The following is a 14,450-nucleotide window of genomic DNA, read 5'->3' as shown; positions in this document are numbered from 1 at the left end:
TTCCGAATCAATATGTTACCCCATCTAAGGCAGACCTAACTGGCAGGAGGACTCAGCGACAATTACAAATAGTTGCCCCCAATAAATAGGGATCCGCAATAGATTAACCTAATGCGTCAGGAATCGCTTTAATTGCAATGATGCCCGATTAGTGGTGCAAAAAAGTTAACAAATCGTTAACGCCTCACGATATTTAACGATTCATTACAAGGACTTAAAAACTTGATCCCTAAATTAAGCCCTTCAGTTAAAGCAACCTCAGAGTGTGCACCTAAAATTGAGGTGTATCTGCCATTCGGATACAACCACTGAATTTTAAGCACTTACTTATAAAACCGAGCAAAAGTTTTTTGCCTGCTCCGTCCATTTTCCGAAGCCTGTTACGACCATATTTGTCATCACGCGACAAACATACCGTTTCTGCGCAGGGTCATTATTCGGGCCTGCATGATAGCGTGCAACTGCCATGGTCCAATTGCCTTCGCGATCCCGAAGGCGCCTTAGAAAACGTGCGGCGTAATCAACATTCAGGGATGGTTGCAGCATGGCCGCAACCGATGGAAATTCGCCGCTGTGATAATAATGATTGATCTGCATACAACCCAGATCAATCAACTTTACGCCTTCGGCATGGGCCTCTTCAAACCGTCGCAGGGCTGCTGCTTGCGACGAAAAGAACTCAGCGCGCCCCTCAATATTCATAGCGTAGGGCTGCAGAGAGTTTTTTCGCCCTGTCTCCGTCAGACCGACCGCGTAAAGTATCCCAAGCGGGACGCCATAACGCGAGGATGCGCGGTGCATTTCACGTTCGCAAATATTCGCGGCATTGGCGAAAATCGCATTAGACAACCAGGCCGCGATGACGACCGTTATTGTGAGCGGTAGCATCCAATATCGCCTCCGCATTCGGACTGCGTGCGTCGGAAGGGCCACGTCTTGTATGTGCGGATTCACCATTCTGCCTGCTTTCTCCACCCATGAAATGCGACTGCGACTGCCCCTGTGAGCCGTTACGGCCATCGGCGTCACTTTGCATACCGGAGCCCTGTTGCTGGCCAGACAGCTGATTGCCTGCCTGCTGATGCCCGGCACTTTGACTGGATGTGGTTTGCTGGAGAGTGAGAGCACCACGCTCAGCGACCGTCACCGTAATTTTTGCATCTTCAGTAACGCCCGCAGCTTTCAGCGCTTTTTCTATCATCGCGCGATCCGCAACCAGGGCTTCCGCGCCATGTGCCTTGTCGGCGATAAGATGCACTTCAATCGTGTCGGCCTCCATCCGAATACGTGCTGTCACCGTCCCAAGCTCAACAGGATCAAGCTTGATATGCAATGTCTTGACCGCGCCAAAACTGCGTTCAGAAATAAGCTGAATGTCGTCGATGCGCGCAGATGCTTGTTGGGCAACAATTTCGACCTTTGCTTCAATAGGCCCATTGCCGCGAGATATCTGCGGCGGCGGCTGAATGACAATACGATCCTGCACATCCCCCCCCTCGGCTGGTCGTTTCACGATAGCGGCCTCTTCCGCCATATTCTCCCGTTCTGGAGGTGCATTGTCTTGTTTCAGAACACTGTTCTCTAGGACCACTTCCGTTCCATTGCCCGTTTTAGTATTGATGGGAGCAGCTTGCCGCTTATCGACCGTGGTAAGTCCGAGAGGTTTGTTTTCAATATCAGTCGAGAGAGCAAAGAGTGCAGCGTCTGGTGCTAATGAAGTGGGATCGGCTTCATTGGCATCGGGTACAACAGCAGGTTGGCTGTCAGCCCCGACCGGCAATGGAGAATTTGTTTCATGGGCCACCGAGAGGTTTGCAGCAAGGCTGAAAAGGCGCTGTGGCACAGTGCAAACATATGATTGAAGCAGAGGATCAGCGGATACGGCGTCCGCCTCCTGCGGATCACGATCGTCTTTCTGTGCGGACGTTCCGGCCTCTTTGCTCTGTGGTTTTTCCAGCAATGCGCCAAAAAGCTTTGCTGTATCCGACATCTGCTGATCTTCGCGCGCCTGTCCACCACTTTGGCTCTGCTGGGCCGGAGCGCTTTTTGCCAAAGATATAAGCCGCCGATCTGCTCTTGCCAAAATATCCATGCTCATTGAACGTTCTTTCCTAGCAAAGCATCGATTTCTGCTATCTTGCGCCGCGCCTCTTCCAAGGTTTTTTGCAAGTCGTCTTCCGGCTGCTTAGGTGCTGGCGCCCAGCCTGTACCTGGTGATGACGGCGGTTCAGCAACCGCCACAGTTTCGGGTGGCGACGTGCCAGCAGCCACCGGCATGGTGGGAATATCGGTTTCCAGAACAGGTTTGCGTGTAACATCTATTGCGATAGCCTCCGCAGCCTTTAAAAGCTTGCGATCACGCTCCTGCAGATGATCGGGTGAAATCTGCGAAAGCTCGCGCAAGGCGTCACGCGCGCCATCAGAAGCCACGCCGCTTGCTGCAGCATAAAGATTGGCGCGACTTGGATCAGTTTTTAGTCTATCAGCAAGTTTGCGCGCTTCTCCAGACATGAAGCGTGCCCGTTCCGTCTGGCCATTCACCAGCGATCCACGTGCAATTTGCAGATAAAATGAATATTGCAAGGCCGGATCGGCTGTGCCGATAAGCTTGGCCAATTCGGCATTGTCAATCCGGTCGTTTAGTTTCAGCGCAGCATCGACAAACTGCTGCATGAAATCGCGCATATAGGGCGAGCGCGCAAAGCGTTGGAGATAATTGCGTGACAAGAGCCTGATCTTGTCTGCATCACCAAGCCGGGCAGCAATGGGCATAGAACGGCGAATAGCCGCTTCTTCAAACAACGTGCCCGGCCCACTAAGTCGCACCTGATCAAGGCGCCGCAAGGCCGTCGCCGCATCCAATGCCGCCATCTGATTGGCTGTTACCAGAACAATCGACGACCGCAATTCCACTGGAACATCTGCTGCAAGCGGCACAGAAAACAGTTTCACCACTTCAATGTTCTGGCCAGATGCGTAGGCAAGCGCACCATTAACAAGCTCAGATGAAACCACTTCGCCTTTTAAACCGGTAAGAACCTCACGCACCGCACCCGGATTACCGCCATTGAAAAGATAGATAATCGCAGCATAAACATTCTCGGGTTTGTCCCAGAAAGCATCTGGCGCGCGCTGCATATCAGCACTGATGAGGCTCAAAAGCCGATTCAGCATTATCACGGCTTCCGGTTTTCCCGTGACCAACTGATCCTGAAGCATGCGCAACGAGCGCACAAGCTTATAAGGCTCCAGTACCGGCAAGTCCTGACCTTCAGCAAGAGACGCATGAGTATCAGGGGCGCTCCATGCATACACTGCCATTGGCCCCAGCATCAACAGGAGGCACGCAAATGACGCCAGCAAAGGGCGGGCGAACAGCGTCTTCATGGATTGGATTTCAAGAAAATATCGATACGACGATTTTCGGCGGCATTTGGATTATTGGGGTTTTTGGGCTGCCGGTCAGCATAGCCTTCGACACGCAGAACCCGCTTCTCATCAAGCCCACCATGTATCAGCATATAATAGGCCATCTGCGCACGTGCGGAAGACAGCCGCCAATTATCGTAATTGGCATTCTTAAAGGGGCGTGAATCGGTATGGCCACTGATAATAACCTCGCCGGGCTGGCGCGAAATGACCTGAGCGATACGTCGCAGTATTTCAACAACGCGCGCATCCGGCTTGGCCGATCCAATCGTAAACATACCAAAATCGATCTTGTCGGTGAGCTGTATCATCACGCCGCCCTCGACAGGCACAACCGTGACCTCCGGCATAGATTCCACTTTTTGCGCGTTATTTGCTGCCTTGGCTGTGTCGCCCTCAGCCGCCTTTTTCAATTCCGAAATAAGCGCTTCCTGGCTCTCGGCGCGCTCTTCTTCAGGCTTCGCATCTATTAACGGTGTGGGTGGTGTCGAAGGTGCAGTTTCAGGCTGTGTCAATGCCTCAGCAGCCTTGCTTGACCAGTAATCAGGACTGAAAGGATCACGATAGGCATCGCCGCCATCCGATCCGGTCTGCGGACCGGATTGGGAAACGCCGCCATCGCCTTTCGCGGACTGGTTCTGCAAAATACCTGTTTCATGTGCCAGTTCTGCAAGCACCGCATAGGGTTCGCGGAACATCCGGCTTTCTTCCTGATCACTTGCAGCATCCACGCTGCCGGTATTGTTAACCTTGGTGCTGTTTTCAACCTTCTGATCGCTGTCAAAGCGGACACGGCCATCCTGTTGATCGACATCCTGCACGCCCTTGGGGCTGGAATGCCGGTCCATCAACTTAACCGGATTGAAATAGCTCGCAACTGCGGCTTTGCTTTCTTCATTTGCAGCGTTAATAAGCCACATAACCAGAAAAAATGCCATCATAGCCGTCATAAAATCAGCATATGCGATCTTCCAAACGCCACCATGATGCCCGTCATGATCGTCGCGGTTACCTCGGCGCACAATGATGATTTCGCGTTTGGTTTCCGGATCAATACTCATCTGACGGTTTCCGCTATCTCTTCAAGAAGTGGCGCGAGGCGTGTTTCAAGCACCCGCTCGCCAAAGGAAAATGATACTTCGCCGGATTCATTTTCGATGAACTGACATCCAGACGGCAAAAGATCCATGTGTTGACGCAATGACCCCAGCAGGTGCGCGGGTCCGTAAATTTCCGGTGCCTCGCCTTCAAGGGCCAGCGTGCTGATCCGTTCGGCAAAGCTTTCCACGGCATCCTGCTGCAATTTTCGGGCATAAAGCGGCATCAAAATCTCTGCCAGCTGCTGCGAGAGATTTTGCTCAAGCAAAACCAGTGCCTGCGTGAGAGAAACGGCAAAAAGATTTGCCTGCTCCCGCGAAAAGGCTGCGCGCAGTGCCTCGATTTCGTCGTCATGCGCGCGCAACAGCCGGGCTTTTTCCGCTGCATAAAGCGCTTCAGCTTCTTTGTGGCCATCTTCACGTCCCGCTTCAAATGCCAACCGCTTTTCTTCCTCGAAGGCTAAGATCTGTGAGACCTCAGCCCGTTCAGCGTTAAATGACATCTCGACATCCAGTTTTTCAACGGCAAGCGGCGCCTGTGAAACTGGAGCCTCAATAATTTCAATCGCATCGTCAGCAATGCGATACGTTGAAAAATCAGGCAGATAGCGACTTAAAGCGAGCGAGGTCATCGTCAGGCTGCCTCAAGCTCCGGCATGGACGTTGATATTTTGCTAGTTTCTTTTGGCGCTGCACTTTCATGAATCCACTGCTTGAGAACGGCTGCAACACGTTCTTCATCCATCTCGATCATTTGTTCGAGGCGCAGCTTTGCGGGCATTTTCATGCGCTGGCGAAGATCGCTCAGGCTGCTTTTCATTTGATCTGCATAGGCTCCGGGCCCACCAAGGACAGCTTTTGTGGCATCAGAGTCCGAGAGCTGATCCGCTCCTGCGACGAGATTTGGAACAGCCACCGCCCCCGGCTCACGCACGGCAACCTGCGTGCCAGTTGGCGTGGCGCCCGTATCACGCAGAAGCGGACGAAGGCCAAACCAGATCAGAAGAGCTACAGCGCCAAGAATTGCGAGCGCATTCACATAGGAACCGCTTTGGCGCAGCAAAGTATCGGTCCACGGTGTCGAAACCGGCTCCATATCTGCGCCTGAAGCATTCATGAAATTGACCGCCGTGACATTGATGACATCACCGCGATCAGAGTTGAGCCCCGCGGCAGTCGCGACAAGATCGCGAATTTTGGTAATCTGCTGATCCACAAAATCGGCCGGCGCAGGTGTCGTGCCTGCCGTTTCCAGCAAACGCGCCTGATCAATCACCACAGCAATCGAAAGCCGCTTGATGGAATAACCATCGCTGACGGTGGACACTGTCTTCGTGTTCATCTCATAATTGGTGAGTTCCTCACGGCGGTCTGTCTTTTCAGACGAGTTTTCGCCGTTCTGGCTTCCAATTTCTTCTTGCGGAATATTTTGTTCAACGCCGGTGGCATTGTCACTGCGCGAATTGCGACTGTCGCCGCTTTCACGCACAACTCGAACGGAGCGCTCGACGCGCGATTCAGGATCGAAGCTTGTTTCATTGGTCTGACGGCGGTCCGTATCGAGTGACGCCTGAACACTGGTCTGAAAATGCCCCATACCCAGATAGGGCGCGAGCGCCTTGCGAATGCTCTCGTCAACATTGTCGACAACCTGCTGCTCAAGCGAAGCCGTCATCAACGCCGCGCCATTGGCCGCTTCACCGGCGGACGCAAGAAGACGCCCATTGGTATCCAGAACAGTAACCGCAGACGCTTCAAGTGCCGGAACCGCAGCCGCCACGAGCTGGCGGATTGATTGCGCGGACTCCGCTGCAAAGCCACCTTCCGCCCGAATAACAACCGATGCCGATGGCTTCTGGTCGCCGCGACGGAAAGAACCCTTTTCGGCCAGCACGATGTGAACCCGCGCAGCTTTTATGCCGCGAATAGCCTGAATGGTTCGTGCAATCTCGCCTTCAAGTGCGCGCACATGGGTAATTTCCTGCATGAAGGACGTAAGGCCCAGCGACCCCATATTGTCGAAAAGTTCATAGCCGGCATTGTTGGAGGTCGGCAGACCTTTTTCTGCCAAATACATACGTGCCTGTTCGGCTTTGCCAATAGGCACCAGAATGGATGAGCCATCTGATTTCACATCAAATGTAATACCCGCCTCACCCAATGCCAGTCCCATGCGGTTCACATCATCGCGCGAAAGTCCGACATAAAGCGTCTCATAAGACGGGCGGCTGAGATAAATACTTGTATAAAGGATAGCGCCCATCAGGGCAGTGCCGACAAGTCCGAGCGCAATGAGTTTTCGCAGGCCAAGCTTGCCAAACGTCCCCTTGAGTTGCTCGATCAATTGTTGGAAATTCTGCTGCATCAATACCACCGCCATCCTGATGGATGCAAACTAGATCGCGAAGCTTGTGCGAAAGTGGCGGCAGAAAAAACTGATAATTAAAAATGAAGGCGCGGAATAAATCCGCGCCTTCATTTTTAGACCGAAACCCGTGCAGCACCGTTTATTAACGGAACAGCGACAGGATGTTTTGGTTCGATGAATTGGCAATCGACAGGGCCTGAACGCCGAGCTGCTGCTGAACCTGGAGAGCTGACAAACGAGCCGATTCCTTGTTCATGTCAGCATCGACCAGCGTACCAACGCCCTTTTCGATCGAATCCTGAAGACCCGAAAGGAAGCTCTTCTGGCTGTCGATCTGTGACTTTGCTGCACCAAGCGTTGCAGCACCAGTGGTTAATTCGGACAAAGCAGTTTCAACTGTGCCCAGAGCCGTTTCGATTTCTGTATCCGTTGAAGCGGCAGTGAACAGAGTAGCGGCTACAACGTCTGCAACCATCGTCTTGGCGTCTGTCGCCGTCGATGCAACAGTGATCTTGTCAATCGTCACGGTCGAACCGGTGCGGTTGTAAGATGCAACGATGTCGAGATCTTCAGTAGGACCATTGAGCAGGTTGGACCCTGCATAGTTGGCGTTGCTGAGAGCCGAATTGATGTTTGAAACGAGCGATGTGATTTCAGTGGCAATTTTGCCCTTGTCTTCAGCGCTCGCACCCATCGCCGAAACCAGCTTGGTCTTGATTTCGTCAACCGATTCCTTGATCTTGTTGATCGCGGAATAAGCAGTATCAACCTTGCCAGCGCCGAGGCCGAGAGCGTCCTGAACAGCCGAATTGGCCTTGTTGTCGGACTTCATCGAGGTTGCGATCGACCAGTAAGAAGCGTTGTCTGAAGCTTCGCCGATGCGAAGGCCGGTCGAAATGCGGTTCTGCGTTGTTTCCAGCGACTTGTTGGTCGAAGAAAGAGTCTGAAGCGCGGTCAAAGCCGAAGAGTTTGTAAGAATGCTAGCCATTGTAGTGCCCCTTGGGAAAACAAACTGAGGGACAGGCCGGATTTGAAAACAACCGGCATGGTGGAGCGGCATCATGCCTGTCACCGCGAAACGCGCGGGACCCATCATGCCACCATCCCTATGCGTGAATTGTTAATAAAATATTAATACATACTCTTCGTTTTTAACGGACGGCACATTTTTTAAAAATAGTGGCTAAGAAAATGACCTTATCAAGCTTCCAACAAGAATATTCCAGCCATCAATCAGCACAAAAAAGAGAATTTTGAACGGCAATGATATGACCGTCGGCGGCAGCATCATCATGCCCATCGACATGGTGAGTGTCGCGACAACAAGATCGATAACCAGAAACGGCAACACGATGAGAAAGCCTATTTCAAAACCGCGACGCAATTCGGAAATCATGAATGCCGGAACAAGCACGCGGAAATCGACAACACCATCCTCGCCGGTTCGGAATGAGGGATCGGCAAGGTCTTCGAACAGCCGCAAATCCTTGTCACGCACCTGACTCATCATGAAATCACGAAATGGCGAGGAAATTTCATTGAAAGCCACTTGCTGCGTAATCTCATTGCGCATCAGTGGTTCCACACCGTTGTTCCACGCGCGATCAAACACCGGCGCCATGACATAAAAGGTCATGAACATAGCCAACGAAATCATCACCATGCTCGCAGGTGCTGTCTGCAAGCCCAGCCCGGAACGCAGAAGCGAAAAGGCAATGGCAAAACGAGTAAAACTCGTCACCATGATCAAGAGACCCGGCGCAATCGAAAGCACGGTCAGAAGACCAAATATCTGCACGATCTGGCCGCTTGCCGCCCCACTGCCTGCAGGCAGCAGAGTATCAAGCGACAAGCCTTGTTGCGCCGGTGCGTTGGCAGTGAAAGCAAGCGTCAAAAAAACGCCAAAACCAAAAACTTTTTTCATTCCACTACCAGTGTCGAAATAAAGACGCGTTCGACAACGCCTTCCGAGCGCAGACGTGCGCGTTCTTCAAGATCGGCGCGCAGATAGGCAAGCCCTGCCGCACCCTGCAATTGCATCAGATTGACACTGCGCAAAAAGCTCACGAAATCATCCCCGACGTTGGCGGCAACAGCGGGCGGAATTTCATGGCCCGGTTTTGCCACAAGCGATGCTTCCAGCCGCACCCATGTCGTCTGGGGAATACCGAGATTGGTAACAATGGGTTGCAACGGCACAACGGTTCCAATCGTACGGGATTCAAATTCGCCCTGTTTGGGCTTGTCTTCCTTGCCAGTTGCTGGTGCATTGGCTTGCTGTGTGGCGGAAATCATGCCGCCAAGATACCACCCGCCACCGCCGGCGATTCCCGTCAAAACGGCGACGGCAACCAGCAGGCCCATCATGGAGCCTTTTTTGTTGCCAGTTTTATCGGAAGACATATCGCTCATACTGATGGACTCTAAAACGGCGAAATCTGATCGAGAATCTGCTGGCCATAAGGTGGCTGCTGAACTTCGCTCAAACGCCCGCGCCCGCCATAAGAGATGCGCGCTTCGGCGATCTTGTCGTAAGAAATCGTGTTATAGCCGGAAATATCACGCGGTCGCACGACGCCAACGACATTCAGCACCCGCAATTCATTATTCACGCGCACTTCCTGAGAACCCCGGATAACGAGATTGCCGTTGGGCAGCGTATCTGTAACGATTGCTGCGATCTGAAGACGAATATCTTCGCTGCGCTCAATTGTGCCCTTGCCTTTGGACGAGCTGTTAGAGCGAGTATTGACCGAGGCATCCAAGTCACCACCGGCAAACGAACCGGACAGGCTGCGCGTATCAAAAGATGCACCGGCGCCATAAAGTCCCTTTGAAATACGCTCGCGATCCGTCTTGTTGTCGATGTTGGCACGATCATTGATCGAGATGATCACGGTCAGCACATCACCTGGTTCCTGTGCACGCGGGTCCTTAAAAAAATTCGTCGATCGCTGGTCCCACAACGAATATGCAGCCTTGCTTGGTCGAACCGGATAGCCGCTATATTGCGGATTGTTCTGCACGCCAAGATTGGCTGCAACAGGCGAAAGATCAGGCGCACGACCTATTTCTTCAGGTTTGACAGCGCAACCCGCCATCAAAGCCATCAACAAAATCACAAGTGGTGCTTTGTTCATGTTTTTTGTCATTGCACGCTCTTCCCGGTTTCCACTTGCGTTCGCTGCTCCTTGGTGGGTTGCAGCGTTGCAGTCGTGCGCTGTGCTCCGACAATGACGCGGGCAAGCTTTGCCGCCTTTTCCGTTGGCATCTCATTCAGGATGATGCTGGAAACACGCGGGTTTAGTTTAAGGATAAGCGCTGCTGCGGCTTCATCACCGATGAGTGCCATTTGCGCTGCTGCCGCATCAGGCTTCATTTTTGAAATAATATCGACAAGTGAATCCTGCGCTGTATTGACGAAATCATCACGGCGTTTGAGCCAGATTTCATATTCCTTGCGCTTTTCCTCAAGCGCCTGCATACGCTTTTCAACATCAGCCTTCAGCTCTGTAAGCTGTTTGAGCTGAAGTGAATACCGGGCATCCGATGCCTGATTATCGAGATTACCGCAGTACTTGCGGATTTCATCAAGATTACCAAGCGGCGCTTGAGCCGTCGGGGGATTAAGCGAAACAGACGTTTCGAGCTGCTGCGCGAATGATAGCTGAGCGGCGCCAAGAAAAAACACCAAAGCGGAACCCAGGCGGATCATCGTGCTGGTCACAGTCATTGCACCACCAGTTCTGCATGAAGGGCACCGGATGTCTTGATCGCCTGAAGGATTGCGATGATCCCGTTTGGCTTCACACCCATCTGGTTCAAACCCTTCACAAGATTTTCGAGATTGGCCCCCGTCAGAATACCGATTTTGGCGTCAGGCTGGTTCACGGCTATTTCCGTATTCGGCTCCATCGCCGTTTCGCCATGACTGAATGGCTCAGGTTGCACAACCATCGGTGTTTCAGTCACACGAACCGTCAGACTGCCATGGCTGATCGCGACTTTGGAAATGCGCACCTTGTCCCCGATGACCACCGTTCCCGTGCGCTCATCCACAACGACACGTGCAACCTCGTCGGTTGTAATAGGCAAACCTTCAAGCTCGGCAAGAAAGCGCGCAGGCGGCACATTTTTCGGGCGTGTAATGCGAATGGTCTTTGCATCGCGCGCAAGCGCAACACCCCGTCCATATCGTCGCTTGGCAAAAACATTGATTGTATCAGCAGCGCGAACGGCGGTGGTAAAATCAGGGTCGCGCAGCTCGACAATCATCTCAGCATCCCTGCCGAAACTCCCTGCAACTTCGCGCTCAACCAATGCGCCATTGGGAATGCGTCCCGATGTGGGGACTCCTTGCGTGATGCTTGCGGCCTCACCTTGCGCAGAAAAGCCAGATACAATCATATTGCCCTGTGCAACCGCATAGACCTGATTATCCGCACCCTGAAGCGGCGTCATGATCAATGTACCGCCCTGAAGGGAAGTCGCATCGCCAAGCGAAGACACTGTGACATCAATGCGCGACCCCGCACCAGAAAAAGGTGGAAGATTGGCTGTAACGATAACAGCAGCCGTGTTCTTCGCACGGGTCGAATTGCGTGGCGCATTGATGCCGAGATTTTCCAGCATTACGCGCATGGACTGTTCTGTGAAGGGCGAATTCCGCAGACTGTCGCCTGAACCATTCAAACCGATAACCAGACCATAACCGACAAGCTGATTTTCACGCACGCCTTGAATTGTAGCAATGTCTTTGAGACGCGCAACCGCACTGCCACGACCAAGCTCGGCATAGGCCATTTTGGACGGATCACCTCCCGCACCAAGCCAGTCCGCATCGGCTTCAACAGCCGAGCGAAACTCGGTTGCGTTCTTTGATGATTCATCCGCAAGGCCTGCCATTGGCGTGAGCACCAAAGCAAGACAGGCGATAAGGGCGGCGCATGTTTTGATCACTGCATCCCCACCTGAATACGGCCGTCTGCCAACACAGTACCGGAAACGATAAGCCCGCTATCGACATTGCGAATTCGGATGAAATCACCAACAGCACCTGATTCAAGTGGCGTACCAGCCGCCGTGATCGTCAACGGGCCGGAAGTAAAAATCATAAGTGCAGGCTCACCACGCGTGACCATTGAGGGTTCCGAAAGGGCCGTCACCAAGATCGGCTTTCCTGAAATCAGGGTTCGGCGTGCAACCTTGCCCGTGACCTGTGCTGGTGAAAGCACATATTGCTTTGCGGCTGGTGGACTGATGTAGAATTGTTTTTCAACCAGCGAAATGTTGTTCAAGATCTGGCCGGGATAAACAGTGACGGAGGGCACGACAAAAGTCATGCGCTCTGCGGCCTGTGCAGCCGGTACACTCAATACCAGAAAACTCGTGGCGATTAGTGCACTTGATTTCAGAAAAGCCCGTTTGAGGCACTTCATCATAGCCCTCACCGTCAGCGCATGTTCTTGGAAACAGTTGCTGCCATTTCGTCCGCAGCCTGAATGACCTTTGAATTCATCTCATAAGCGCGCTGTGCGGAAATGAGATCGGTAATTTCCTTCACCGGGTCGACATTGGATGCTTCAAGATAGCCCTGTTTGACCGTACCAAAACCCGGATCGCCGGGACTTCCCGCAATCGGGCCACCAGATGCTTCTGTCTCCCGGTAAAGATTGCCACCAAGTGGCTCAAGGCCTGCATCGTTGGTAAAGGTCGCAAGCGCGATACGTCCAAGTGCTGGGCCCACTTCGATGCCGGCATTTCCTTGAACCTTGGCAAAAACTTCGCCGGAATCATTCACCACCACTTCGATCGTGTTGGCCGGAATAGAAATGTTTGGCTGAACCAGATTTCCATCCAAGGTCACAAGCTGGCCATCCGCATTGGTGTTGAATGCACCGGCGCGAGTATAAAGCGTCTCCCCGGTCGGGCTTTGTATCTGAAACCAACCTTTGCCGGTTAACGCCAGATCAAGATCATTGCCTGTCTGATTGAAGCCGCCCTGAACATGCAGATTGCGCACTGCTGCTGTCTGAACACCCAAACCGACCAGTGCACCTTCCGGCACGACAGACTGATTGGCCTGATTGGGAACACCTGCGGTACGCTCTGCCTGATAGAGCAGATCGGAAAACTCTGCGCGCGCACGCTTAAAGCCCGTCGTATTGATATTGGCGATATTGTTCGCAATCACTTCAAGATTAAGCTGCTGGGCATTCATACCAGTTGCGGCGATCGTCAGGGCTTTCATAGCGCGTCCTTAGAGCATTACCAGCAAAAGTGCGTAGCGGCTTTGCGGTGGGCAATGCGAAAAACAAAGAGGTATCTTCGAGTTGAATTCAAACCGGCATACGGCTGATTTCGAGATAGGCCTGCACGATCTTGTCACGGATGGCGATGGCGGTTTGCAGCGACTGTTCCGCTTCCATAACGGAACTCACCACATCACGTATCGGTGCATCACCCTTGATACCCTGAATTGATGTTGCTTCTGCGGCCTGCAATTTCTGGCCGACAGAACCCGTCATCTGAGAAAGTATTTCGCCAAAAGAGGTCACGGACGCACTTGGAACCGCCTGCGGCGCCCTTGTGGCACCCACATTGGTCTCAGCAACCGTCTCGGAGAGGCGCGAAAGAGCATTGCGCGCCGAAATACTCATGATGGAGTCATACATTATGTGTTCCTCATCAGATCAATGGTCATCGAGATCAACTCACGTGCCTGCTTGACCACTTGGAGATTGGCTTCATACGAACGGTTTGCTTCGCGCATATCCGCCATTTCAACGACCATGTTGACGTTTGGATATTGAACATAGCCCCGTGCATCCGCTGCCGGATGGCTCGGATCATATTGTTCGATAAAGGGCGATATATCATTTCCGATTTCCGCAACACGCACCTGCGCAGCACCCGTTGCCTGTTCGACTTCAGTGCGAAAGGAAACGGTTTTGCGGCGATACGGGTCGGCATCGGCAGTCTTGGCCGTGGACTGCGCATTGGCGATGTTTTCCGAAACAATGCGCAGGCGTGTGGACTGTGCCGAGAGGCCAGAAGCCGCGATTTTCAATGTGTTCTGCAAAGCATCGGAAGACATCAATTACCCTTTCGCAACCGAGAGCATCATGCGGTGAAACGCTTTGACGATGCTTGTATTGAGCGAATAATCGCGCGCAATTTCACCAGCCTTCATCATTTCCTGCTCAACATCCACAGTGTTTCCCGAATGGGTTTGCTCGGTAATGTCTTCAGGACGCAGACGCGCACCGGCAATGCCACTGGCATCCACTTCCAGATGCTGCGCATCGGTGGCGGCCATGGTGAGCTGCGTTTTGCTCAACACATCTGCGAAGGGCTGAACATCCCGTGCCCTGAAATCCGGTGTGTTTGCATTCGCGACATTGCCTGCAACAGTCGCCTGTCTTACTGACAACCACTGTGCCTGCCTCGTCGCCAGATCAAACAGATGAATGGAGCTCATGGAGTTTCCCGCCTTTACCTTTGATTAACTTAAAGGTCGGAACTTGCGTCAAGCTTGCGCGGGGTAAGGTTGAAGA

17 protein-coding genes are annotated in these 14,450 nt (G+C 52.7%); all 17 read right to left on the bottom strand.

Translation table 11 applies throughout. The features are described from left to right. Positions 1–327: 327 nt before the first annotated feature. The 17 genes from VBH83_RS06090 to flgB all read right to left on the bottom strand — a co-directional run bounded on the left by VBH83_RS06090 (position 328) and on the right by flgB (position 14,374). Positions 328–888, bottom strand: coding sequence for a transglycosylase SLT domain-containing protein (locus VBH83_RS06090; protein ID WP_265985050.1), 561 nt, complete (start codon positions 886–888; stop codon positions 328–330). Then, a complete protein-coding gene (locus VBH83_RS06085; protein WP_396996776.1) occupies positions 842–2,098 on the bottom strand; it encodes a flagellar hook-length control protein FliK in 1,257 nt (418 codons plus the stop codon). The genes VBH83_RS06090 and VBH83_RS06085 overlap by 47 nt, the downstream gene beginning before the upstream one ends. Further along, entirely contained in the window at positions 2,095–3,387 is a 1,293-nt protein-coding gene (locus VBH83_RS06080; protein ID WP_396996774.1) for a chemotaxis protein, read from the bottom strand. Before VBH83_RS06080 ends, VBH83_RS06085 begins: the two co-directional genes overlap by 4 nt. Beyond that, positions 3,384–4,490, bottom strand: coding sequence for a flagellar motor protein MotB (locus VBH83_RS06075; protein ID WP_265985048.1), 1,107 nt, complete (start codon positions 4,488–4,490; stop codon positions 3,384–3,386). Before VBH83_RS06075 ends, VBH83_RS06080 begins: the two co-directional genes overlap by 4 nt. Beyond that, the gene (locus VBH83_RS06070; protein ID WP_396996772.1) at positions 4,487–5,158 is read right to left on the bottom strand and encodes a hypothetical protein; all 672 of its coding nucleotides are present in this window, start codon (positions 5,156–5,158) and stop codon (positions 4,487–4,489) included. The genes VBH83_RS06075 and VBH83_RS06070 overlap by 4 nt, the downstream gene beginning before the upstream one ends. Positions 5,159–5,160: 2 nt before the next feature. Continuing rightward, positions 5,161–6,906 carry a flagellar basal-body MS-ring/collar protein FliF gene (gene fliF, locus VBH83_RS06065; RefSeq protein WP_265985046.1) on the bottom strand — a complete coding sequence of 582 codons (1,746 nt, stop codon included), beginning with the start codon at positions 6,904–6,906 and terminating at the stop codon, positions 5,161–5,163. Between the two features lie 130 nt (positions 6,907–7,036). After that, positions 7,037–7,882 carry a flagellin gene (locus VBH83_RS06060; RefSeq protein WP_265985045.1) on the bottom strand — a complete coding sequence of 282 codons (846 nt, stop codon included), beginning with the start codon at positions 7,880–7,882 and terminating at the stop codon, positions 7,037–7,039. Between the two features lie 195 nt (positions 7,883–8,077). After that, positions 8,078–8,818: a flagellar type III secretion system pore protein FliP gene (gene fliP / locus VBH83_RS06055; RefSeq protein ID WP_265985044.1), complete on the bottom strand. Its 741-nt coding sequence runs from the start codon at positions 8,816–8,818 to the stop codon at positions 8,078–8,080. Next, a complete protein-coding gene (fliL, locus tag VBH83_RS06050; RefSeq protein ID WP_265985043.1) occupies positions 8,815–9,306 on the bottom strand; it encodes a flagellar basal body-associated protein FliL in 492 nt (163 codons plus the stop codon). Before fliL ends, fliP begins: the two co-directional genes overlap by 4 nt. Before the next feature lie 11 nt (positions 9,307–9,317). After that, positions 9,318–10,046, bottom strand: coding sequence for a flagellar basal body L-ring protein FlgH (gene flgH / locus VBH83_RS06045; protein WP_265985042.1), 729 nt, complete (start codon positions 10,044–10,046; stop codon positions 9,318–9,320). Then, positions 10,043–10,627 carry a MotE family protein gene (locus tag VBH83_RS06040; RefSeq protein ID WP_265985041.1) on the bottom strand — a complete coding sequence of 195 codons (585 nt, stop codon included), beginning with the start codon at positions 10,625–10,627 and terminating at the stop codon, positions 10,043–10,045. Before VBH83_RS06040 ends, flgH begins: the two co-directional genes overlap by 4 nt. After that, on the bottom strand, positions 10,624–11,799 hold the full coding sequence (locus VBH83_RS06035) for a flagellar basal body P-ring protein FlgI (protein ID WP_396996857.1): 1,176 nt from the start codon (positions 11,797–11,799) through the stop codon (positions 10,624–10,626). The genes VBH83_RS06040 and VBH83_RS06035 overlap by 4 nt, the downstream gene beginning before the upstream one ends. A 50-nt stretch (positions 11,800–11,849) precedes the next feature. Further along, the gene (gene flgA / locus VBH83_RS06030; protein ID WP_265985211.1) at positions 11,850–12,350 is read right to left on the bottom strand and encodes a flagellar basal body P-ring formation chaperone FlgA; all 501 of its coding nucleotides are present in this window, start codon (positions 12,348–12,350) and stop codon (positions 11,850–11,852) included. Next, entirely contained in the window at positions 12,347–13,144 is a 798-nt protein-coding gene (flgG, locus tag VBH83_RS06025; RefSeq protein ID WP_265985040.1) for a flagellar basal-body rod protein FlgG, read from the bottom strand. The genes flgA and flgG overlap by 4 nt, the downstream gene beginning before the upstream one ends. 88 nt (positions 13,145–13,232) lie before the next feature. Beyond that, positions 13,233–13,568 (bottom strand): flagellar hook-basal body complex protein FliE, encoded by a 336-nt coding sequence (locus VBH83_RS06020; protein ID WP_265985039.1) that lies wholly within the window; start codon positions 13,566–13,568, stop codon positions 13,233–13,235. Next, positions 13,568–13,990, bottom strand: coding sequence for a flagellar basal body rod protein FlgC (flgC, locus tag VBH83_RS06015; protein ID WP_265985038.1), 423 nt, complete (start codon positions 13,988–13,990; stop codon positions 13,568–13,570). Before flgC ends, VBH83_RS06020 begins: the two co-directional genes overlap by 1 nt. A 3-nt stretch (positions 13,991–13,993) precedes the next feature. Beyond that, positions 13,994–14,374, bottom strand: a complete 381-nt coding sequence (gene flgB, locus VBH83_RS06010; RefSeq protein ID WP_265985037.1) for a flagellar basal body rod protein FlgB — start codon at positions 14,372–14,374, stop codon at positions 13,994–13,996. Between the last annotated feature and the right edge of the window lie 76 nt (positions 14,375–14,450).

This window comes from Ochrobactrum sp. S1502_03 (assembly GCF_044435015.1).
GTDB classification, from domain to species: Bacteria; Pseudomonadota; Alphaproteobacteria; order Rhizobiales; family Rhizobiaceae; genus Brucella; species Brucella chromiisoli.
The sequence above is the reverse complement of the archived record's forward strand: the minus strand, read 5'-3'. Positions and strand labels throughout refer to the sequence as shown.

Excerpts from the sequence above, each read along its gene's own strand:
- VBH83_RS06090 (WP_265985050.1), bottom strand. The coding sequence starts at position 888 with ATGCTACCGCTCACAATAACGGTCGTCATCGCGGCCTGGTTGTCTAAT.
- flgB (WP_265985037.1), bottom strand. The coding sequence starts at position 14,374 with ATGAGCTCCATTCATCTGTTTGATCTGGCGACGAGGCAGGCACAGTGG.
- flgG (WP_265985040.1), bottom strand. The coding sequence starts at position 13,144 with ATGAAAGCCCTGACGATCGCCGCAACTGGTATGAATGCCCAGCAGCTT.
- fliF (WP_265985046.1), bottom strand. The coding sequence starts at position 6,906 with ATGGCGGTGGTATTGATGCAGCAGAATTTCCAACAATTGATCGAGCAA.
- flgC (WP_265985038.1), bottom strand. The coding sequence starts at position 13,990 with ATGTCTTCCGATGCTTTGCAGAACACATTGAAAATCGCGGCTTCTGGC.
- flgH (WP_265985042.1), bottom strand. The coding sequence starts at position 10,046 with ATGACAAAAAACATGAACAAAGCACCACTTGTGATTTTGTTGATGGCT.
- VBH83_RS06060 (WP_265985045.1), bottom strand. The coding sequence starts at position 7,882 with ATGGCTAGCATTCTTACAAACTCTTCGGCTTTGACCGCGCTTCAGACT.
- VBH83_RS06075 (WP_265985048.1), bottom strand. The coding sequence starts at position 4,490 with ATGAGTATTGATCCGGAAACCAAACGCGAAATCATCATTGTGCGCCGA.
- VBH83_RS06085 (WP_396996776.1), bottom strand. The coding sequence starts at position 2,098 with ATGAGCATGGATATTTTGGCAAGAGCAGATCGGCGGCTTATATCTTTG.
- VBH83_RS06035 (WP_396996857.1), bottom strand. The coding sequence starts at position 11,799 with ATGGCAGGCCTTGCGGATGAATCATCAAAGAACGCAACCGAGTTTCGC.
- VBH83_RS06080 (WP_396996774.1), bottom strand. The coding sequence starts at position 3,387 with ATGAAGACGCTGTTCGCCCGCCCTTTGCTGGCGTCATTTGCGTGCCTC.
- VBH83_RS06070 (WP_396996772.1), bottom strand. The coding sequence starts at position 5,158 with ATGACCTCGCTCGCTTTAAGTCGCTATCTGCCTGATTTTTCAACGTAT.
- fliL (WP_265985043.1), bottom strand. The coding sequence starts at position 9,306 with ATGAGCGATATGTCTTCCGATAAAACTGGCAACAAAAAAGGCTCCATG.
- fliP (WP_265985044.1), bottom strand. The coding sequence starts at position 8,818 with ATGAAAAAAGTTTTTGGTTTTGGCGTTTTTTTGACGCTTGCTTTCACT.
- VBH83_RS06020 (WP_265985039.1), bottom strand. The coding sequence starts at position 13,568 with ATGTATGACTCCATCATGAGTATTTCGGCGCGCAATGCTCTTTCGCGC.
- VBH83_RS06040 (WP_265985041.1), bottom strand. The coding sequence starts at position 10,627 with ATGACTGTGACCAGCACGATGATCCGCCTGGGTTCCGCTTTGGTGTTT.